Source organism: Streptomyces venezuelae, assembly GCF_008642355.1.
In the GTDB taxonomy this organism is placed as follows: Bacteria; Actinomycetota; Actinomycetes; order Streptomycetales; family Streptomycetaceae; genus Streptomyces; species Streptomyces venezuelae_B.
The window spans coordinates 4,150,266-4,170,061 of the sequence record NZ_CP029193.1 but is presented as its reverse complement, the minus strand read 5'-3'; the positions used below and the strand labels follow the sequence as shown (position 1 = coordinate 4,170,061).

18 protein-coding genes and 1 tRNA gene are annotated in these 19,796 nt (G+C 70.2%); 12 read left to right on the top strand and 7 right to left on the bottom strand.

Annotated features, from left to right (window positions below; genetic code table 11):
• Positions 1-179 precede the first annotated feature (179 nt).
• The 6 genes from paaA to DEJ47_RS19290 all read left to right on the top strand — a co-directional run bounded on the left by paaA (position 180) and on the right by DEJ47_RS19290 (position 5,152).
• A complete protein-coding gene (gene paaA, locus DEJ47_RS19315; protein ID WP_150170003.1) occupies positions 180-1,217 on the top strand; it encodes a 1,2-phenylacetyl-CoA epoxidase subunit PaaA in 1,038 nt (345 codons plus the stop codon).
• Positions 1,214-1,504, top strand: coding sequence for a 1,2-phenylacetyl-CoA epoxidase subunit PaaB (gene paaB / locus DEJ47_RS19310; protein ID WP_150170001.1), 291 nt, complete (start codon positions 1,214-1,216; stop codon positions 1,502-1,504). Before paaA ends, paaB begins: the two co-directional genes overlap by 4 nt.
• 14 nt (positions 1,505-1,518) lie before the next feature.
• On the top strand, positions 1,519-2,271 hold the full coding sequence (paaC, locus tag DEJ47_RS19305; RefSeq protein ID WP_150175737.1) for a 1,2-phenylacetyl-CoA epoxidase subunit PaaC: 753 nt from the start codon (positions 1,519-1,521) through the stop codon (positions 2,269-2,271).
• Complete coding sequence (gene paaD, locus DEJ47_RS19300; RefSeq protein ID WP_150169999.1) at positions 2,265-2,765, top strand: 1,2-phenylacetyl-CoA epoxidase subunit PaaD; 501 nt, start codon at positions 2,265-2,267, stop codon at positions 2,763-2,765. The genes paaC and paaD overlap by 7 nt, the downstream gene beginning before the upstream one ends.
• Complete coding sequence (locus tag DEJ47_RS19295; RefSeq protein ID WP_150169997.1) at positions 2,765-3,844, top strand: 2Fe-2S iron-sulfur cluster-binding protein; 1,080 nt, start codon at positions 2,765-2,767, stop codon at positions 3,842-3,844. The genes paaD and DEJ47_RS19295 overlap by 1 nt, the downstream gene beginning before the upstream one ends.
• 174 nt (positions 3,845-4,018) lie before the next feature.
• Positions 4,019-5,152, top strand: coding sequence for an acyl-CoA dehydrogenase family protein (locus DEJ47_RS19290; protein WP_150169995.1), 1,134 nt, complete (start codon positions 4,019-4,021; stop codon positions 5,150-5,152).
• A 10-nt stretch (positions 5,153-5,162) separates the two neighbouring features.
• On the opposite strand, the gene DEJ47_RS19285 is transcribed toward DEJ47_RS19290, so the two are convergent.
• The 4 genes from DEJ47_RS19285 to DEJ47_RS19270 all read right to left on the bottom strand — a co-directional run bounded on the left by DEJ47_RS19285 (position 5,163) and on the right by DEJ47_RS19270 (position 8,320).
• A complete protein-coding gene (locus DEJ47_RS19285) occupies positions 5,163-5,492 on the bottom strand; it encodes a rhodanese-like domain-containing protein (protein ID WP_150175736.1) in 330 nt (109 codons plus the stop codon).
• A 74-nt stretch (positions 5,493-5,566) separates the two neighbouring features.
• Positions 5,567-6,538 (bottom strand): hypothetical protein, encoded by a 972-nt coding sequence (locus DEJ47_RS19280; protein ID WP_398336235.1) that lies wholly within the window; start codon positions 6,536-6,538, stop codon positions 5,567-5,569.
• Positions 6,539-6,606: 68 nt separating this feature from the next.
• A complete protein-coding gene (locus tag DEJ47_RS19275; protein ID WP_223828410.1) occupies positions 6,607-8,040 on the bottom strand; it encodes a DUF2252 domain-containing protein in 1,434 nt (477 codons plus the stop codon).
• Positions 8,041-8,236: 196 nt separating this feature from the next.
• Positions 8,237-8,320: transfer RNA gene (locus tag DEJ47_RS19270), tRNA-Leu, on the bottom strand.
• 513 nt (positions 8,321-8,833) lie between these two features.
• On the opposite strand from DEJ47_RS19270, the gene DEJ47_RS19265 reads away from it, so the two are divergent.
• The 6 genes from DEJ47_RS19265 (at position 8,834) to pknB (ending at position 17,048) form a co-directional block, all read left to right on the top strand.
• Positions 8,834-9,724 (top strand): FhaA domain-containing protein, encoded by an 891-nt coding sequence (locus DEJ47_RS19265; protein WP_150169991.1) that lies wholly within the window; start codon positions 8,834-8,836, stop codon positions 9,722-9,724.
• A gap of 10 nt (positions 9,725-9,734) precedes the next feature.
• Positions 9,735-10,247, top strand: coding sequence for an FHA domain-containing protein (locus tag DEJ47_RS19260; RefSeq protein WP_150169989.1), 513 nt, complete (start codon positions 9,735-9,737; stop codon positions 10,245-10,247).
• 131 nt (positions 10,248-10,378) lie between these two features.
• Positions 10,379-11,941 carry a Stp1/IreP family PP2C-type Ser/Thr phosphatase gene (locus DEJ47_RS19255; RefSeq protein ID WP_190415461.1) on the top strand — a complete coding sequence of 521 codons (1,563 nt, stop codon included), beginning with the start codon at positions 10,379-10,381 and terminating at the stop codon, positions 11,939-11,941.
• A 26-nt stretch (positions 11,942-11,967) separates the two neighbouring features.
• Positions 11,968-13,392, top strand: a complete 1,425-nt coding sequence (locus tag DEJ47_RS19250) for an FtsW/RodA/SpoVE family cell cycle protein (RefSeq protein ID WP_150169985.1) — start codon at positions 11,968-11,970, stop codon at positions 13,390-13,392.
• The gene (locus tag DEJ47_RS19245; protein ID WP_150169983.1) at positions 13,389-14,852 is read left to right on the top strand and encodes a peptidoglycan D,D-transpeptidase FtsI family protein; all 1,464 of its coding nucleotides are present in this window, start codon (positions 13,389-13,391) and stop codon (positions 14,850-14,852) included. Before DEJ47_RS19250 ends, DEJ47_RS19245 begins: the two co-directional genes overlap by 4 nt.
• A gap of 168 nt (positions 14,853-15,020) precedes the next feature.
• Positions 15,021-17,048, top strand: a complete 2,028-nt coding sequence (pknB, locus tag DEJ47_RS19235; RefSeq protein WP_150169981.1) for a Stk1 family PASTA domain-containing Ser/Thr kinase — start codon at positions 15,021-15,023, stop codon at positions 17,046-17,048.
• Between the two features lie 86 nt (positions 17,049-17,134).
• Here the strand turns inward: pknB and DEJ47_RS19230 are convergent, their stop codons facing one another.
• Genes DEJ47_RS19230 through DEJ47_RS19220 form a run of 3 tightly spaced genes read right to left on the bottom strand, consistent with a single transcriptional unit; the run spans position 17,135 to position 19,749 of the window.
• Positions 17,135-17,869: a class E sortase gene (locus tag DEJ47_RS19230; protein ID WP_150169979.1), complete on the bottom strand. Its 735-nt coding sequence runs from the start codon at positions 17,867-17,869 to the stop codon at positions 17,135-17,137.
• Positions 17,870-17,893: 24 nt separating this feature from the next.
• Positions 17,894-19,111 (bottom strand): class E sortase, encoded by a 1,218-nt coding sequence (locus tag DEJ47_RS19225; protein WP_150169977.1) that lies wholly within the window; start codon positions 19,109-19,111, stop codon positions 17,894-17,896.
• Positions 19,108-19,749 carry an aminodeoxychorismate/anthranilate synthase component II gene (locus tag DEJ47_RS19220; protein ID WP_150169976.1) on the bottom strand — a complete coding sequence of 214 codons (642 nt, stop codon included), beginning with the start codon at positions 19,747-19,749 and terminating at the stop codon, positions 19,108-19,110. Before DEJ47_RS19220 ends, DEJ47_RS19225 begins: the two co-directional genes overlap by 4 nt.
• Positions 19,750-19,796 lie beyond the last annotated feature (47 nt).

The window sequence follows — 19,796 nt, the reverse complement described above, 5'->3', positions numbered from 1 at the left end:
CCGTTCCCCGTTCCCGCACCGAACCCTGCCGCCGGAACGGTACTCACGCCTGCCCACCACGCACAGCGTCCGTGAAGTTATCCACAGGGTTGACACCTTATGGCGGAGGACCGCACCATTGAATTCAACGAACCGAACGATCGGTCGGGCGGTTCGCTCACAGGTCGAGGGGGACCGAGATGGCGACAGCAGCCGCACACCAGGCGGCGGGCACGGAGCCGGACGAGGCCGCGCCCGCCGCGGACCCTGCCGCGCGCGCAGCGGAGTACCAGGCCGTCTTCGACGCGGCGGTCGCCGCCGACGAGCGCATCGAGCCGCGCGACTGGATGCCGGACGCGTATCGCGCGTCCCTCGTGCGCCAGATCGCCCAGCACGCGCACTCCGAGATCATCGGCATGCAGCCGGAGGCCAACTGGATCACCCGCGCCCCCTCCCTGCGGCGCAAGGCGATCCTCATGGCCAAGGTGCAGGACGAGGCCGGCCACGGCCTGTATCTGTACAGCGCGGCGGAGACCCTCGGCGCGAGCCGTGACGAACTGCTCGACAAGCTGCACTCCGGCCGCCAGAAGTACTCGTCGATCTTCAACTACCCCACGTTGACCTGGGCCGACGTGGGTGCGATCGGCTGGCTCGTGGACGGCGCGGCGATCACCAACCAGGTCCCCCTGTGCCGGTGTTCGTACGGGCCGTACGCGCGGGCGATGGTCCGCGTCTGCAAGGAGGAGTCCTTCCACCAGCGCCAGGGGTACGAGTCGCTGCTCGCCCTCAGCCGCGGCACCGAGGCGCAGCACGCCATGGCCCAGGACGCGGTGGACCGCTGGTGGTGGCCGTCCCTGATGATGTTCGGCCCGCCCGACGACGAGTCCTCGCACTCCGAGCAGTCCATGACGTGGAAGATCAAGCGCCACTCGAACGACGAGCTGCGCCAGCGCTTCGTGGACATCTGCGTCCCCCAGGCGGAATCCCTCGGCCTGACGCTCCCCGACCCGGACCTGGCGTGGAACGAGTCCCGGGGTCACTACGACTTCGGGGCCATCGACTGGACCGAGTTCTGGGACGTCCTCAAGGGCAACGGCCCCTGCAACGACCAGCGCATATCCCAGCGCCGCCGCGCCCACGAGGAGGGCGCCTGGGTCCGCGAGGCAGCCGCTGCCTACGCGCGCAAGCAGACGCCCGCGCAGGGCACGGCCACACAGCACGGAGAGGCGACAGCATGAGCAGCACGACCGACTGGCCGCTGTGGGAGGTGTTCGTCCGCTCCCGCCGCGGGCTCTCCCACACGCACGCGGGCAGCCTGCACGCGCCGGACGCGGAGATGGCGCTGCGCAACGCCCGCGACCTGTACACGCGCAGGAGCGAAGGCGTCTCGATATGGGTCGTGCCGTCCGCCGAGATCACCGCGTCCTCGCCGGACGAGAAGGACTCCTTCTTCGAACCGGCCGGCGACAAGCCGTACCGCCACCCGACGTTCTACGAAATCCCGGAAGGGGTGAAGCACCTGTGAGCTCCCGAGCCTCCGTGACCACCCCGGCCACCACCCCGCCCGCCGCCTCGACCGACGCCGCGGTCCTCCTCCCCGCCCTGGCCCTCGGCGATGACGCGCTGGTGCTCTCCCACCGGCTGGGGGAGTGGGCGGGGCACGCCCCCGTCCTCGAGGAGGAGGTCGCCTTGGCGAACATCGCCCTCGACCTGCTCGGTCAGGCCCGCCTCCTGCTCTCCATGGCCGGGGACGAGGACGAGTTGGCGTACCTCCGCGAGGAGCGCTCCTTCCGCAACCTCCAGCTGGTCGAGCAGCCGAACGGCGACTTCGCCCACACCATCGCCCGCCAGCTCTACTTCTCGACCTACCAGTCGCTGCTGTACGCCGAGTTGGCGTCCGGGGACGGCCCGTTCGCCCCCTTGGCCGCGAAAGCCGTCAAGGAGGTGGCCTACCACCAGGACCACGCCGAGCAGTGGACCCTGCGGCTCGGCGACGGCACGGACGAGAGCCACCAGCGGATGCAGAAGGGCGTCGACGCCCTGTGGCGGTTCACCGGCGAGATGTTCAAGCCGGTGCCCGGACTGGACGCCGACTGGCCGACCATCCAGCAGCGGTGGACCGCGTCGGTGACCTCAGTCGTCGAGCGGGCGACCCTGACCGTGCCGCAGGGCCCGCAGACCGGCGCGTGGACAGCGGGCGCAGGCCGCGAGGGCCTGCACACCGAGTCGTTCGGCCGGATGCTCGCCGAGATGCAGCACCTGCACCGCAGCCACCCGGGGGCGTCATGGTGACCACCGCGCCCACCGCGCTGGAGGCGGAGCTCCTGGCCCTCGCGGGCTCGGTGCCCGACCCCGAGCTGCCCGTGCTGACGCTGGCCGAGCTCGGCGTGGTGCGCGGCGTGCGGGTCCTCGCCCCGGGCAAGGTCGACGTCGAGCTGACCCCCACCTACACGGGCTGCCCCGCGATAGAGGCCATGTCCGCCGACATCGAGCAGGTCCTGCACGACCACGGCGTCGCCGAGGTCGCGGTGCGCACGGTGCTCTCCCCCGCCTGGTCGACCGACGACATAAGCGCCGAGGGGCGCCGCAAGCTGGCCGAGTTCGGCATAGCTCCCCCGCGTTCCCACGCGGCCGGCGGACCCGTTCCGCTGAGCCTGTCGATCCGCTGCCCGCACTGCGGCTCGACCGACACCGAACTGCTCAGCCGCTTCTCCTCCACGGCCTGCAAGGCACTGCGCCGCTGTGCCTCCTGCCGGGAGCCCTTCGACCACTTCAAGGAGTTGTGATGGCCCGCTTCCACCCGCTCCGGGTAGCGGCGGTCGACCGGCTCACCGACGACTCCGTGACGCTGACGTTCGACGTGCCGCCACCGCTCCGCGAGGAGTACCGCTTCACGCCGGGCCAGCACCTCGCCATCCGCCGCTTCGCGGACGGGACGGAGATCCGGCGTACGTACTCGATCTGTTGCGCGGCACCGCCCGTCGACGCCCCCGAGGAGCCCCGGTTTCTGCGGGTCGGGGTGCGGCTCGTCGAGGACGGCGCCTTCTCCACGTACGCCTTCAAGGAAGTCTCAGTCGGCGACGAGCTGGACGTGATGACGCCGGCCGGGCGGTTCACGCTGGACCCGGCCCCCGGGCGCTATGCGGCGATCGTCGGCGGCAGCGGCATCACACCGGTGCTCTCCATCGTCACCACGCTCCTGGAGCGGGAGCCGAAGGCGGACTTCTGTCTCATACGCAGCGACCGCACCGCCGCGTCGACGATGTTCCTGGAGGAGGTCGCCGACCTCAAGGACCGGTGGCCCGACCGATTCCAGCTGGTCACCGTATTGTCCCGCGAGGAGCAGCAGGCGGGTCTCGGCTCCGGACGGCTCGACGAGGAACGCCTCTCGCAGCTCCTGCCTGCGCTGCTGCCCGTGTCGGAGATCGAGGGCTGGTTCCTGTGCGGGCCGTTCGGCCTGGTGCAGGGTGCGGGGCGGACGCTGCGTGCCCTGGGCGTCCCGCGCCGCCGGGTCCACGAGGAGATCTTCCACGTGGACGACGGAGGCGCCGTCGCCGTCGCCTCGGCCCCTTCGACCCCGGCACCCGCACACAGCACGGTGACGGCGACCCTGGACGGCCGCTCGGGCACCTGGCCCGTGCAGCCCGGTGAGACCCTCCTGGAGACGGTGCTGCGCAACCGCGCCGACGCTCCGTATGCCTGCAAGGGCGGGGTGTGCGGCACGTGCCGGGCCTTCTGCGTCTCGGGCGAGGTGCGGATGGACCGCAACTTCGCGCTGGAGCCGGAGGAGACGGAGGCCGGGTATGTGCTGGCGTGCCAGTCCCGCCCGGCCACGGACACCGTGGAGCTGGACTTCGACCGCTGACCCGCGCCAAGGACCCTCGTCACTGCCCCGCTCTACGATCCCTCCCCGCCCCGGCCGCGCCCCACTGCCTGTTCCCTTCCCATAGAACCTGTTCTATCTTGACGCTCCGTCAGATACGAAGAGGCGGAAGAGGCGACGGATACGTCGGCCGACCGGGGCGCGGGAGGACGAGCAGTGGACTTCACCTTCACCGAGGAACAGCAGGCCGTGGTCGAGGCGGCGAAGGCGCTCTTCGCGGACGTCGAGCCGGACGGGGTGCCCAGTCCCGCCCTCACCCCCGGTGCCGTCGCCGAGGACTTCGACCGCGCCCTGTGGTCCCGGCTCGCCGACGCCGACCTCCTCGGCGTACTCGTCGCTCCGGAACACGGCGGCGTGGGCCTGGACGTCATCGCCCTGTGCCTGGTGCTGCGCGAGTCCGCGAAGGTGCTCGCCCGGGTGCCTCTCCTGGAGAGCAGCGCGGCCGCGTTCGCGATCCGGGCCGACGGGAGCGCCGAATTGAAGCGGAGGCTGCTGCCCTCGGTCGTGCGCGGCGACCTGGTCCTGACGGTCGCCGCCAACGGCCGCACCGGCCACGACCCGGCCGACCTCGCCGTCACCGCGCAGCGCGACGGCGACAGCTGGGTCCTGGACGGGCTCCAGACCGGCGTGCCCTGGGTGCAGAACGCGGATCTCGTGATCGTGCCCGCTCACACCCCCGAAGGCCACACCGTCCTCGCGCTCGTCCCCCGCCCCCACGACGGCCTGACCATCGCCGAACAGATCTCCACCAGTGGCGAGCGTCTGGGCGAGCTCCGCCTGGCGGCCGTGCGCGTCGCCGCGTCCGACGTCATCGAGGCCGACGGCGCGTGGGACCGGCTGCGCGACCTGCTCGCCACCGGGACCTGTGCGCTCGCGCTCGGGCTCGGCGAGGGCGTGCTGCGCATGACGAGCGAATACGTCAGCAAGCGGGAACAGTTCGGCCACCCCGTGGCCACGTTCCAGGCGGTGGCCGTGCAAGCGGCCGACCGCTACATCGACCTGCGCGCGATGGAGGTCACCCTCTGGCAGGCCGCCTGGCGCGTGAGCACCGGCGCGGACGGCGCCCTGCCCGCGACCGGGGACGTCGCCGTGGCGAAGATCTGGGCTTCGGACGGCGTACGCAGGGTCGTGCAGACGGCCCAGCACCTGCACGGCGGCTTCGGCGCGGACACCGACTACTCCCTGCACCGCTACCACGCCTGGGCCAAACAGCTGGAGCTCTCCCTCGGCCCGGCGGCCGCCCACGAGGAGACGCTGGGCGACCTGCTGGCCGCCCACGCACTCGGCTGACCGCGCGCGGTCAGACCACGGTGCCCGGCTGCCCCTTGGCGTCCACCACGGGCCGCCCCGAGGCCGCCCACGCCTCCATGCCACCGGCGACGTTGAACGCCTCGATGCCCTGCTGCCCCAGGTACATGGCGACCTGTGCGGAGCGCCCGCCGGACCGGCAGATGACGTTGACCTTGCCGTCCTGCGGCGCGGCCTCGGTCAACTCGCCGTACCGCGCGACGAATTCGCTCATCGGGATGTGCAGCGCACCCGCGGCATGGCCCGCCTGCCACTCCTCGTCCTCACGGACGTCCAGCAGAAAGTCGCCACTCGTGAGGTCGTCGACACCGACCGTGGGCACCTGAGATCCGAAAACCATGCCCCCGACGCTACCCGAAGGCACACCCCCCGTAAGGCGCGCAGTCGCACACCCCGTCAGGCGCGCAGTCGCGCCAGCTCCGCCTCACGCTCGGAGACCTGCGCGAGCAGCTGCTCGGCGATCTCGTCGAGCAGCGTGTCCGGATCGTCGGGAGCGAGCCGCAGCATGCCGCCGATCGCGCTCTCCTCCAGCTCCTTGGCGAGGACCGTCAGAAGCTCCTTGCGCTGGGCGAGCCACTCGAGCCGGGCGTACAGCTCCTCGCTGCGCGTCAGCCGCTGCTCCACGGGGACGGGACCCGCCGCCCACTCCTCGGACAGCTCCCGCAGCATCGCCTCGTCACCGCGCGCGTACGCGGCGTTGACCCGCGTGATGAACTCCTCACGCCGCTGCCGCTCGCCCTCCTCCTGCGCCAGGTCCGGATGTGCCTTGCGGGCCAGCTCGCGGTAGAGCTTGCGGGCCTCCTCGCCGGGGCGTACCCGCTGCGGTGGCCGCACGGACTGCTCGGTCAGCATCGCGGCGGCCTCGGGGTAGAGCCCGTCGCCGTCCATCCAGCCGTGGAACAACTCCTCGACTCCGGGCATCGGCATCACCCGCGCCCGCGCCTCCTCCGCCTTGCGCCGGTCCTCCGGGTCGCCGGTGCGGGCGGCGGTGGCCTCGGCGATCTGCGCGTCGAGCTCGTCGAGGCGCGCGTACATCGGGCCGAGCTTCTGGTGGTGCAGGCGGGAGAAGTTCTCCACCTCCACGCGGAAGGTCTCCAGCGCGATCTCGTACTCGATCAGTGCCTGCTCGGCGGCGCGCACGGCCCTTTCGAGCCGCTCCTCGGGCCGTTCCGCGGGAGGTTCCTCGGCGGCCTGCGCCCCGTCGCGGCCATCCGGCGCTCCCAGCCCCTCCGACCGCGCCTCGGACCTCTCCCTGAGCCGCGCCTTCAGCTGGTCCTTGAGCCGCCCCTCGGAACCCGGCTGCCGCGCTCCCTCCGGGGGAGTATCAGGCGTCTCGGGCTGCGTCGGCTCGGCTTCCGGGGTCGTCACTCGTCCAGCCTAGGCCACACAAGGCCCGGCCCAGGAAACCCGCCCACGCCACGCCCGACTCTCCGCCGTCACACCCCCGACTCCGCCGGCACACGCCCCTCCTTGACCGCCTGCACCAGCAGCGCGTGATCCGCCTCCGTACGGTCCGCGTACGCCGTCGCGAACCGCGCCATCGCCTCGTCCAGCTCTTCGTTCTTCCCGCAGTACCCCGCTATGAGGCGCGGGTCCGCGCTGTGCGCGTGTGCGCGGGCCAGCAGGGCGCCGGTCATGCGGCCGTAGTCGTCCAGCTGGCCCGCGGCCAGCTCGGCGGGGTCGACGCTGCCCTTGCGGTTCCTGAACTGCCGTACCTGGAAAGGCCGCCCGCCGACCGTCGTCCACCCGAGCAGGAAGTCGCTGACGACCTGCATCCGCTTCTGCCCGAGCACCACTCTGTGCCCCTCGTGCTCGGTCTCCGGCGCCTTGAAGCCGGCCACCGGCAGATGCGGCAGCAGCGCGGACGGCCGCGCCTCCTTGACCTGCAGCACCAGCGGCTCGCCCCGGTGGTCGAGGAGCAGCACCACGTACGACCGCAGGCCGACACTGCCCGTGCCGACGACACGGAACGCCACGTCCTGGATCGCGTACCGCGCGAGGAGCGGCAGCCTGTCCTCCGTCAGCGTGCTCCTGTACTCACCGAGTGCCGCCGCCACCGAGGCGGCCTCCGCGTCCGGCACGCGCCGCAGCACGGGCGGCGCCTCGACGAAGCGCCGTCCCTCGGCGCCGTCCCCACTGACGACCTTCTCCGTCGACTTCGCCGCGAAGCGGGCGCTGGTGTTCAGCCGCGCCTTCTCGGCGACCCGCTCCAGGGTGCCGAGGAGATCACGCGCGTCCGTGTGCGAGACCAGCTGCTCGTCCGCGATGGCGTTCCACGCGTCGAGGACCGGGAGCTTCGCGAGCAGCCTCATCGTGCGGCGATAGGCCCCGACGGCGTCCAGCGCCGCCTCCTCGCAGGCGTCCTCGCTCGCCCCCGCCTCGCGCCCCGCGAGCACCAGGGACGCGGCCAGGCGCTTGAGGTCCCACTCCCAGGGGCCGTGCACCGTCTCGTCGAAGTCGTTCAAATCGATGACGAGGCCGCCCCGCGCGTCCGCGTACAACCCGTAGTTCGCCGCATGCGCGTCCCCGCATATCTGCGCGCCGATACCGGTTGCCGGGGTGCGTGCGAGGTCGTACGCCATGAGGCCCGCGGACCCCCGCAGGAACGCGAACGGTGACGCCGTCATCCTGCCGACCCGGATCGGCGTGAGTTCAGGAAGCCGACCGCGGTTGGACTCCTCCACGGCGGACACCGCATCGGGCCGCGCACCGTCCGCCTCGAACTCCGCGTGCGCGGCACGGGGCACCCGCCGCCGCACCGCCTTGCCCTCCGCCTTCGGCGACCCCTGCGCGGGCCACTCGGCGAACCCCCGCACCCGCGGAAGCCGCTCGCCACGCTGCCCGGGAATCCTCCCGCCGTGCTCCACCATGTTCATCGCCCCCCGCCGACCGTCGGCCGTCCCCGAATCCGGCCTCGAAGGTACCGCCGCTCGTCGACGACCGTCAGAGCCTGTGGATAACTTCGGTGACATACATCACCGGCCTGCCTGACGCGCGCAGAGGCGGACGCAAAAAGAAGCGGCCCTCCTCCGGACTTTCGTCCGGAGGAGGGCCGCTTCCTCATTGTGCGCGAGGGGGGAGTTGAACCCCCACGCCCTTGCGGGCACTGGAACCTGAATCCAGCGCGTCTGCCTATTCCGCCACCCGCGCATGGGTGCTGTCTTTGGGTCTCTCACTGTGTGGTGCGAGCGCCTGCCGACATCCAGAAGATTAGCACGCTGCAGCGGGTGGATTCACATCCGTATTCGGCGGGCAACCGGCACGAGAAGCCTCGCGCGCGCCTCGGGCGGGGCTCGCCCGCCCCATGGACCGGACCTGACCCGCCCGGCACCCCGGTCCCGTATTCACCTCTTCCCGGCCGAGCTCCCGGCCGGGCTCGGCGAGGTCCACAGCCAGGTGCGGGACACTGGCTTCGGGCCCCCTCTACGATCCCTTGTAAAAGGAGGCTCGAGCAGACGTCCCGAGCAGCTGCCCGTAAGGGGTTCCGAGGCCGGAATCAGGGCTTGATCAGGGGTCCCGGAGGATCCTTGGGCGCTGGTGCGGGCATGTCTTGTGAGAGGCGACACTCGTCGACTGGGCGGACAGGGGGAACCAGCCGATTTCCCGGCGCGTGGATACGATCAGTAAGCAGTACCAGGATGACTACGACGGAGGAGGTGCCCCATGGGAGTCCTGAAGAAGTTCGAGCAGCGACTCGAAGGTCTGGTCAACGGCACCTTCGCCAAGGTGTTCAAGTCCGAGGTCCAGCCCGTCGAGATCGCCGGCGCACTCCAGCGGGAGTGCGACAACAACGCGACGATCTGGAACCGCGAGCGGACCGTCGTCCCGAACGACTTCATCGTCGAGCTGAGCGCCCCCGACTTCGAAAGACTCAGTCCGTACTCGGGCCAGCTCGGCGACGAGCTCTCCGGCATGGTGCGTGACTACGCGAAGCAGCAGCGGTACAGCTTCATGGGGCCCATCAAGGTCCACCTGGAGAAGGCCGAGGACCTCGACACCGGTCTGTACCGCGTGCGCAGCCGCACCCTGGCCTCCAGCACCTCCCAGGCTCCCGAGCGCGCCCCCGCGGCCCCCGGCGGCCCCGCGGCTCCCGGCCGCGGCGCGGGTGGCGGCGGAGGGGCCGCGGGAGGCTATCCGCAGCCGCCGTCCGGCGCTCCCGGAGGCGCACCTCCCATGCCCGCCGCGCCGCCACCCGGCGCGGGTCGCCCCGGCGGGCAGTCCCCGGCTCCGAACAGGCCCGCGGGCCCCGGTGCCGGACCACTTCCGGGCGCCCAGGTGCGGCGCTGGATCGAGATCAACGGCAATCGCCATCAGATCTCCCGCCCGACGCTGGTGCTGGGTCGCAGCACCGACGCCGATGTGCGGATCGACGACCCCGGCGTATCCCGTCGGCACTGTGAGATCCGGACCGGAACGCCCTCGACGATCCAGGATCTCGGGTCTACCAACGGCATCGTGGTAGACGGGCAGCACACCACCCGCGCTACGCTCCGCGACGGCTCGCGGATCGTCGTGGGCCAAACCACCATCGTTTACCGGCAAGCCGAAGGGTGAAGCGGGGGCAATGTCAGAGCTGACCCTGACGGTCATGCGGCTAGGTTTCCTGGCCGTTCTGTGGCTGTTCGTGATCGTGGCCGTCCAGGTCATCCGCAGCGACCTGTTCGGAACGCGCGTCACACAGCGCGGTTCCCGGCGCGAGCGGCCCCCGCAGGCCGCCCGCCAGCAGCAGGCCGCACCTCCGCAGCAGCGCCAGCAGGGCGGTGGTGGCCGCTCACGGCGCGGCGCCCCCACGAAGCTGGTCGTCTCCGAGGGCATCCTCGCCGGGACGACGGTCGCGCTGCAGGGCCAGACCATCACGCTGGGCCGTGCGCACGACTCCACGATCGTCCTGGACGACGACTACGCCTCCAGCAGGCATGCCAGGATCTACCCGGACCGTGACGGTCAGTGGATCGTCGAGGATCTCGGGTCCACCAACGGCACGTATCTCGACCGGACCCGCCTCACCAGCCCGACGCCCATTCCGCTGGGCACGGCGATCCGCATCGGCAAGACCGTCATCGAGCTGCGGAAGTAGTACTACGTCATGACAGAGCGCGAGCGGAGCGAGCGAGCCGAAACGGCGGTCCAGGCACTGGACGCCGGCGCGCTCCCGACCGGAGGGTGGGCACCGTGCGGATGTACCCGGAGCCGACGGGCGAGGTGCGCATGAGTCTGTCTTTGCGCTTCGCCGCCGGATCGCACAAGGGCATGATCCGGGAGGGGAACGAGGACTCCGGTTACGCCGGCCCGCGTCTCCTCGCGATCGCCGACGGCATGGGGGGCCAGGCCGCGGGTGAGGTGGCGAGCTCCGAGGTCATCTCGACGCTCGTCACGCTCGACGACGACGTCCCGGGCTCGGACATCCTCACGTCGCTGGGCACCGCCGTGCAGCGGGCCAACGACCAGCTGCGCGTGATGGTCGAGGAGGACCCCCAGCTCGAAGGCATGGGGACCACCCTGACCGCTCTCCTGTGGACGGGTCAGCGCCTCGGCCTCGTGCACGTCGGTGACTCGCGCGCGTACCTCCTGCGGGACGGCGTCCTGACGCAGATCACACAGGACCACACCTGGGTGCAGCGCCTCGTCGACGAGGGCCGCATCACCGAGGAGGAGGCCACCACCCACCCGCAGAGGTCGCTCCTCATGCGGGCGCTGGGCAGCGGCGACCACGTGGAGCCCGATCTTTCGATCCGCGAAGTGCGCGCCGGCGACCGGTACTTGATCTGCTCGGACGGCCTCTCCGGAGTCGTGTCCCACCAGACCATGGAGGACACCCTCGCCTCCTACCAGGGCCCCCAGGAGACCGTGCAGGAGCTCATCCAGCTCGCGCTGCGCGGCGGAGGCCCCGACAACATCACCGTGATCGTCGCCGACGTCCTGGACATCGACAGCGGCGACACCCTGGCGGGCCAGCTGTCCGACACCCCCGTGGTCGTCGGCGCTGTCGCCGAGAACCAGCTCCAGTCGCAGGACGACGGCGCGATGCAGACGCCCGCGGGCCGCGCGTCCGGCCTCGGCCGTCCCGTGCCGCCGCAGGCCCCCCAGGGCGGAGGCGGCTTCGGCCCACCCGGCAGCGGGGACACCACGGGGTACGCCCCCGAGGGCAGCTTCGGCGCCTACGGCGACGAGGACTTCGTGAAGCCCGGCGGCGGCCGCAAGTGGCTCAAGAGATCGCTCTACGGAGTGCTGGCTCTCGCCGTCATCGGCGGCGGTCTCTACGGCGGCTACCGCTGGACCCAGACGCAGTACTACGTGGGCACGAAGGACGAGCACGTAGCCCTGTACCGCGGTATCGACCAGGACCTCGCGTGGGTCAGCCTTTCGAAGGTCGAGAAGGATCACCCCGAGGTCGAACTCAAGTACCTGCCGCCGTACCAGCGCAAGCAGGTCGAGGCCAACATCGTCGAGGACAGCCTCGACGAGGCCAAGAGCAAGATCGACGAGCTGAGCCTGCAGGCCACCGCGTGCAAGAAGGACGCCGAGCGTCGCGAGGTCGAGCGCGAGAACAACGCCAAGACCGGCGAGGGCGAAGCGGGCGGCTCCACCGGACTGCGCACCGCGCCGTCCCCGGACCCGACCTCCTCCCCCGGTGGCGACGCCAGGACCGACAAGAACGACAAGAACAACCCGACCGACAAGAACAAGTCCAAGACCGCACCGACTCCCACACCCGGCCCCAGCCTCTCCGAGGATGAGCAGAAGCTGGTCCCGCTGTGCGGTAAGCAGTAACCAGCCGTTGGGGGCCTCTGCACGCCATGAGCAGTAGTACTACACACACGTCGACGATCGGCGCGATCGGGGCGCCGAGCAGGCGCAACACCGAGCTCGCGCTGCTCGTGTTCGCCGTCGTCATCCCGCTGTTCGCCTACATGAACGTGGGCCTCGCGCTCGACGGCAAGGTGCCGTCCGGCATGCTCGGCTACGGAGCGGGCCTCGGTCTGCTCGCGGCGGTGGGCCACCTCGTCGTCCGCAAGTTCGCGGCGTACGCGGACCCGCTGCTGCTGCCGCTGGCCACCCTCCTGAACGGTCTGGGGCTGGTGCTGATCTGGCGCCTCGACCAGTCCGAGCGGCTGCAGCAACTGCCGAACTTCAGCGTCGCGGCCCCGAACCAGCTCATGTACTCCGCGATCGGCATCGCCCTGTTCGTAGGCGTGCTGCTGCTCCTCAAGGATCACCGCGTCCTGCAGCGCTACACGTACATCTCCATGGTCGGCGCCCTGGTGCTGCTGCTCCTGCCGCTCGTGCCGGGCCTTGGCATGAACGTGTTCGGCGCGAAGATCTGGATCCGCATCGGCGGCTTCTCCATCCAGCCCGGTGAGTTCGCGAAGATCGTCATCGCGATCTTCTTCGCCGGGTACCTGATGGTGAAGCGAGATGCCCTCGCTCTGGCGAGCCGTCGCTTCATGGGCCTGTACCTGCCGCGCGGGCGTGACCTCGGGCCGATCATCGTCGTCTGGGCGATGTCGATCCTGATCCTCGTCTTCGAGACCGACCTCGGTACGTCGCTGCTGTTCTTCGGCATGTTCGTCGTCATGCTGTACGTCGCCACGGAGCGCACCAGCTGGATCGTGTTCGGCCTGATGATGTCCTCGGTCGGCGCGGTCGGCGTCGCCTCCTTCGAGCCGCACGTCAAGCAGCGCGTCGACGCATGGCTCGACCCCATGCGCGAGTACACGCTGAGCCAGCAGGGCATGGTCGGCCACTCCGAGCAGGCGATGCAGGCCCTGTGGGCCTTCGGCTCGGGCGGCACTCTCGGCACCGGACTCGGCCAGGGCAACTCGGACCTGATCAAGTTCGCCGCCAACTCCGACTTCATCCTCGCCACCTTCGGCGAGGAGCTCGGACTCGCCGGCATCATGGCGATCCTGCTCATCTACGGACTGATCGTCGAGCGCGGCGTCCGTACGGCGCTCGCCGCCCGCGACCCGTTCGGCAAGCTCCTCGCGATCGGCCTCTCCGGCGCCTTCGCCATCCAGGTCTTCGTCGTCGCCGGCGGCGTCATGGGCCTCATCCCCCTGACCGGTATGACGATGCCCTTCCTGGCGTACGGCGGTTCCTCCGTCATCGCCAACTGGGCCCTGATCGGCATCCTGCTCAGGATCAGCGACACCGCGCGCAGGCCCGCCCCCTCCCCAGCCCCCAACCCTGACGCCGAGATGACCCAGGTGGTCCGACCGTGAACAAGCCCCTGCGCCGGATCGCGATCTTCTGCGGGCTGCTCATCCTCGCCCTGCTCGCCCGGGACAACTGGCTCCAGTACGTCCAGGCCGACACCCTCGCGAAGCACGAGAAGAACCGCCGCGTCACCATCGAGCGCTACTCCCAGCCGCGCGGCGACATCATCGTCGACGGCAAGCCCATCACCGGCTCGAAGGCGACCCCGGGCAACGACCTGAAGTACAAGCGCACCTGGAAGGACGGGCCCATGTGGGCCCCCGTCACCGGGTACTCCTCGCAGCGCATGGGCGCCACGCAGCTGGAGAGCATCGACGACGGCATCCTCACCGGCAACGACGACCGGCTGTTCTTCCGCCGCACCCTCGACATGCTGACCGGCGAGAAGAAGGAGGGTGGCAATGTCGTCACGACCCTCAACTCCGCCGCGCAGAAGGCCGCGTACGAAGGCCTGAAGGGCCGCGGCAAGGGTGCCGTCGCCGCGATCGACCCGTCCACCGGCGCCATCCTGGCGCTGGCCTCCACGCCGTCGTACGACCCCGGTGACTTCGCGGGCAACACCAGCGCGGAAGCCGAGAAGTACCTGAAGCTGGACAAGGACAAGAACAAGCCGATGGTCAACCGCGCGCTGCGCGAGACCTATCCGCCCGGCTCCACCTTCAAGGTGGTCACGGCGGCGGCCGCCCTGGAGCACGGCCTGTACGACGGCGTCGACGAGAAGACGGACTCGCCCCTTCCGTGGACGATGCCGAACACCACGACGCCGCTGAAGAACGAGGGCAACCTGCCCTGCAAGAACGCGTCGCTGCGCGAGGCCCTGCGCGTCTCCTGCAACACCGTCTTCGGCAAGATCGGCTCCGATCTCGGCAAGGACAAGATGCTGGAGACGGCGAAGAAGTTCGGCTTCAACGAGCAGCAGTTCATCCCGGTCCGCACCAACGCCTCCAACTTCCCCGAGGACATGGACAAGCCGCAGACCGCGCTGTCCTCCATCGGCCAGTTCGAGACCGCCGCGACGCCGCTGCAGATGGCCATGGTCGCCTCCGCGGTCGCCAACGACGGCACGCTCATGGAGCCGTACATGGTCAGCGAGCTGCAGGCGCGCAACCTCGACGTCGTCGAGAAGCACTCGCCGAAGGAGATGAGCGAGCCGCTCTCGAAGGAGAACGCGCAGAAGCTCCAGGAAATGATGGAGACGGTCGTCAAGTCCGGCACCGGAACCATGGCCCAGATCCCGGGCGTCACTGTGGGCGGCAAGACGGGTACGGCGCAGCACGGCGTCGCGAACAGCAAGAACCCGTACGCCTGGTTCATCTCGTACGCGAAGACGGACTCCGGGTCGCCGGTCGCCGTCGCCGTGGTGGTCGAGGACAGCGACGCCAGCCGTGACGACATCTCGGGTGGTGGCCTCGCGGCGCCGATCGCCAAGAACGTGATGAAGGCAGTCATCGACAGCAAGAAGTGACCCCCGTCACGGCCCCTCCACATCGGTGCACGTTGCGGTACCGGTCCGGTATCGGGTGACGGTCGCGGCCGGGTCACGTAAGTGGAGCCGGGTACCGTATGCCCGGACAGCACACCGCCGGACCACACAACGGTGCGGTCGGGACCGACGGAGAGGGCTGGATTAGCTATGGAAGAGCCGCGTCGCCTCGGCGGCCGGTACGAGCTGGGCCAGGTGCTCGGCCGTGGTGGCATGGCCGAGGTGTACCTCGCGCACGACACCCGGCTCGGCCGCACCGTGGCGGTGAAGACGCTGCGGGTGGACCTCGCACGCGACCCGTCCTTCCAGGCCCGGTTCCGCCGGGAGGCCCAGTCGGCCGCCTCGCTGAACCACCCGGCGATCGTCGCGGTCTACGACACCGGCGAGGACTACGTGGACGGGGTCTCGATCCCGTACATCGTCATGGAGTACGTCGACGGCTCCACGCTGCGTGAGCTCCTGCACTCCGGCCGCAAGCTGCTGCCCGAGCGGGCCATGGAGATGACGATCGGCATCCTCCAGGCCCTCGAGTACTCGCACCGCAACGGCATCGTCCACCGCGACATCAAGCCGGCGAACGTCATGCTGACGCGCAACGGCCAGGTCAAGGTCATGGACTTCGGCATCGCCCGCGCCATGGGCGAGTCCGGCATGACGATGACGCAGACCGCCGCGGTCATCGGCACCGCGCAGTACCTCTCGCCCGAGCAGGCCAAGGGCGAGCAGGTCGACGCCCGCTCCGACCTCTACTCCACCGGCTGTCTCCTCTACGAGCTGCTCACCGTCCGGCCGCCGTTCGTGGGCGATTCCCCGGTCGCCGTGGCCTATCAGCACGTACGTGAGGAGCCGCAGGCCCCGAGCGTCTTCGACGGCGAGATCACGCCGGAGATGGACGCCATCGTCCTGAAGGCCCTCACCAAGGACCCGGACTACCGCTACCAGTCGGCCGACGAGATGCGCGCCGACATCGAGGCCTGTCTGGACGGCCAGCCCGTCGCGGCCACCGCCGCCATGGGGGCGGTCGGTTACGGCGGTCACCCCGACGACCAGCAGACCGCCATGCTCCGCCCGCAGAACGGCGGCGGCCAGACCTCCATGCTCCCGCCGGTCAACCCGGACGACGGGGGCTACGGCTACGACGAGGGCCGCGGCCGCCGGCAGAAGAAGAGCAACGTCTCGACGTGGCTGCTCGTCCTCGCCGGCATCCTGGTCCTGGTCGGCGCGATCCTCATCGGCAAGTCCGTCTTCGGCGACGACGGCGGGAACGACGGGACGATGAAGGCTCCCAAGCTCATCGGCGAGACCGAGAGCGAGGCCAAGGAGTCGGCCACGAACGTCGGCCTGAAGTTTGAGGTCGGCGAGCGCAAGGCGTGCGCCAAGTTCCCGAAGGGCGAGGTCTGCAGTCAGGAGCCCGGGGTGAACGCCGAGATGAAGAAGGGCGAGACCATCTCGGTGACCGTCTCGACGGGCACCCCGAAGATCTCCGTCCCGGACGTGCAGGGTCTCAGCTTCCAGGAGGCCAAGAGCCAGCTCGAGGACAAGGGCTTCACCAACATCGAGAAGGCGACCGAGGAGTCCGACCGGACCCCCGGCAAGGTCATCCGTCAGGACCCCGCGGGCGACTCCAAGGCCGAGAAGAGCGAGACGATCACGCTCACCGTCGCCAAGGAGAAGAAGCAGCAGACCGTCCCGGACGTCACAGGCCTCGACTACGAAGCGGCCGCGAAGCAGATCACGGACAACGGCTTCACGCCCGCCCGCCAGGACGTCGCCAGTGAGGACGTCGAGGAGGGCAAGGTCATCAAGACCACGCCCGCGGCCGGTACGCCCGCCGACTCCGGCTCCACGGTGAACGTCCAGGTCGCCAAGGCGGCGGAGGAAGAGGAGGCCACGGTCCCGCCTCTCACCGGCCAGAAGCTGAAGGACGCGCGCAAGGCCATCGAGGACGCGGGGCTGAGCGTCGGCACCATCACGGGTCCGCAGGACGACGACGCCCTGGTGGTCCTGTCCCAGCCCAACGCCGGCGAGAAGGCGAAGCCCGGCACGGCGATCAACCTGACCACCGCGGGCGGCGGCGGAGACAACGGCATCGGCGGCGGGGACGGCGGCGGCATCGGCGGCATCGGCGGCCTGACCAGCGGCAACAACGGCCACCGGGACGACCGCTGGTGGGACTGATCTGACCCGCACGCAACGCACACGGAGAAGCCCCGGTACCGCTGAGCGGTACCGGGGCTTCTCCGTTGTCGCCGAGCTCGCCCGGGTTACTTCAGCTCCGCCGGAGGTGTCCGCTTGCTGTCGACCTTCTCGATGCGTTCCAGCTCGCCCCACACGACGTACCGGTAGCGGGACGTGTAGACGGGCGTGCAGGTCGTGAGTGTGATGTAGCGGCCCGGCTTCTTCGCGCCCGATTCCTTGGGCACGGGGTTCAGGACCTTCACGTTGTACTTCGAGGTCTCGGGGAGCTTCGCGTACACCTTGTAGATGTACCACTTGTCCCGGGACTCGAAGACGATCGCGTCGCCCTTGTCGATCTTGTCGATCTTGTGGAACTTCGCGCCGTGTCCGTCGCGGTGCGCGGCCAGCGTGAAGTTGCCCTGCTTGTCCTCGGGCAGCGCCGACTTGATGGGGTCCTTGTAGTAACCGGCCACGCCGTCGTTGAGGATCTTGTGGCTCGTGCCCGCCTTGACCAGCACCTCGCCGTTGCCCATCGCGGGTACGTGCAGGAACCCGATGCCGTCCTTGGTGTCGATGGAGCCGGGCCCCGCCGCCCAGTGGTCGCGCACGCGGTTGCCCTGCTTGTGCGCCTCGCGGTCCGCTATGACGTTCGTCCACCACAGGGAGTAGACGACGAAGAGCCCGAGCACGAGGCCCGCGGTGATGAGGAGTTCACCGAAGACGCTGACCGCCGTGGCGATGGGGCCGCGGCCGCGGCGCCGTGGTGTGGGGGCCGACGCGGGCGCCTCGTCCTGCTTCTCGTCATCGGTCGTGGCTGCCACTGGTTCCGCCCCGTTCTCACCGTTCTAGTTCACGAGCGCGCTCGGTTTGCCCTTGTCGCGCGGTCGCTCCTCGACCATCTTGCCCCAGACGATCATTCGATACTTACTCGTGAATTCCGGGGTACAGGTGGTCAGTGTGATGTACCGGCCGGGTTTGGTGAAGCCCGAACCCGGCGGGACGGGGCCGATCACGCTCGTGTTGCTGGGCGCGGTCTGCGGCAGGATGCTCGCCATCTTGTAGACGAAGTACGTGTCCTGCGTCTCCACGACGATCGGGTCGCCCGGCTCCAGGCGGTTGATGTAGCGGAACGGCTCACCGTGCGTGTTGCGGTGGCCCGCGACCGCGAAGTTGCCCTTCTTGGCCTCCGGCATCGCGGTCTTGGTGGCGCCTTCGTTGTAGTGGCCGACCATGCCGCGGTCGAGGACCTTCTGCTTGTCGATGCCCTCGGCGACCGGCACGACGACGTCCAGGCGCGGAATGTGGAGGAGCGCGAATCCCTGTCCTGGCTCGAAGCTGCCGGGCTTGCCCTTGCCCTCCGCCCAGCTCTCCTGGAGGTCGTGCGCGGCTCCGTCGGCCTGCTGCTGGGCACGGATGTTCGTCCACCAGAGCTGGTACGTGACGAAGAGCAGCATCAGGACGCCGACCGTGATGAAGACTTCGCCGAGTCCCCGGCTGATCACCGCGCCCGGTGAAGGCCTGCGGGCACGCTCCGCGCGGCGGGCCTCTACGCGGGACAGGGGGGCGCCGCCCGGACGGGTCGCCGTGGGGCGCGTGCCGCCCTTCTTGGCGGCCTTGCGGCGGGCGGCCCGGCCTTCGGTGGGGGTCGGCGGTGTAGGGCCTGGCTGGGTGGGGGCTGCCTGTGCTATTCGCCGCGTGTCGGCGGTGCGCAGGCCCATGGTCTCGTCGTCGGGCACGCGAGTGGGCTGTTCCGGGGCGTAGGCGCCGTACAGCTGCTCGTACGTGGGCTCCGGGGCCTGCGGCGGCTCCTGCTGCCACTCTTGTGCCTGCGGCTCCGGGGGTGCCGGTGTCTCAGTGGGGGCTTGCTGCCCCGTCGGCGTCCGCCGTTCCTGCTCCGCGCTGCCGCTGCGGAACCACGGCGAGGGGTGCTGCCCCGGCAACGGGTCCGTCAGGGGGTCCTCCAGGTGATCGACCGCCGCCTCGAGCGCACCGTCCTCCCCGTACGCGTCGTTCGCGTCGTACGGGGCTCCGGAGGAGTCGCGCTCGGGGCGCAGGGCCGTCACGCCGTGGCCCTGCCCACCACCGGGGCGAGCCCGCTCGATCGGGCGATGGCGCCGGTGTCCCCGCACTCCGCCAGCCAGTTGGCCAGCATGAGGTGGCCGTGCTCGGTGAGCACGGACTCCGGATGGAACTGGACGCCCTCGACCGCGAGTTCCCGGTGGCGCAGGCCCATGATGATGCCGTCCTCCGTGCGCGCGGTGACCTCCAGGTCGGCCGGGACGGTGGCGGGCTCGGCGGCGAGCGAGTGGTAGCGGGTCGCGGTGAACGGGGACGGGAGGCCGGCGAAGACGCCCTTGCCCTCGTGCCGGACGAGTGAGGTCTTGCCGTGCAGGAGCTCGGGAGCACGGTCCACGACGCCGCCGTACGCCACCGCCATGGACTGCATGCCGAGGCAGACGCCGAAGACGGGCACGCCGGTCGCGGCGCAGTGGCGCACCATCTCGACGCAGACGCCCGCCTGTTCCGGGGTGCCGGGACCCGGCGAGAGCAGCACGCCGTCGAAGCCGTCCTGCGCGTGCCGCAGCTCGACCTCGTCGTTGCGCAGCACCTCGCACTCGGCGCCCAGCTGGTACAGGTACTGGACGAGGTTGAAGACGAAGCTGTCGTAGTTGTCCACGACGAGGATGCGGCTGCGGCTCATGCCGCCGACGGCGCTCACTGGCCGTCCACCGTGACGTCGTTGAAGGG

Excerpts from the sequence above, each read along its gene's own strand:
- paaA (WP_150170003.1), top strand. The coding sequence starts at position 180 with ATGGCGACAGCAGCCGCACACCAGGCGGCGGGCACGGAGCCGGACGAG.
- paaB (WP_150170001.1), top strand. The coding sequence starts at position 1,214 with ATGAGCAGCACGACCGACTGGCCGCTGTGGGAGGTGTTCGTCCGCTCC.
- paaD (WP_150169999.1), top strand. The coding sequence starts at position 2,265 with ATGGTGACCACCGCGCCCACCGCGCTGGAGGCGGAGCTCCTGGCCCTC.
- DEJ47_RS19295 (WP_150169997.1), top strand. The coding sequence starts at position 2,765 with ATGGCCCGCTTCCACCCGCTCCGGGTAGCGGCGGTCGACCGGCTCACC.
- DEJ47_RS19275 (WP_223828410.1), bottom strand. The coding sequence starts at position 8,040 with ATGGTGGAGCACGGCGGGAGGATTCCCGGGCAGCGTGGCGAGCGGCTT.
- DEJ47_RS19265 (WP_150169991.1), top strand. The coding sequence starts at position 8,834 with ATGGGAGTCCTGAAGAAGTTCGAGCAGCGACTCGAAGGTCTGGTCAAC.
- DEJ47_RS19260 (WP_150169989.1), top strand. The coding sequence starts at position 9,735 with ATGTCAGAGCTGACCCTGACGGTCATGCGGCTAGGTTTCCTGGCCGTT.
- DEJ47_RS19255 (WP_190415461.1), top strand. The coding sequence starts at position 10,379 with ATGAGTCTGTCTTTGCGCTTCGCCGCCGGATCGCACAAGGGCATGATC.
- DEJ47_RS19250 (WP_150169985.1), top strand. The coding sequence starts at position 11,968 with ATGAGCAGTAGTACTACACACACGTCGACGATCGGCGCGATCGGGGCG.
- pknB (WP_150169981.1), top strand. The coding sequence starts at position 15,021 with ATGGAAGAGCCGCGTCGCCTCGGCGGCCGGTACGAGCTGGGCCAGGTG.
- DEJ47_RS19220 (WP_150169976.1), bottom strand. The coding sequence starts at position 19,749 with ATGAGCCGCAGCCGCATCCTCGTCGTGGACAACTACGACAGCTTCGTC.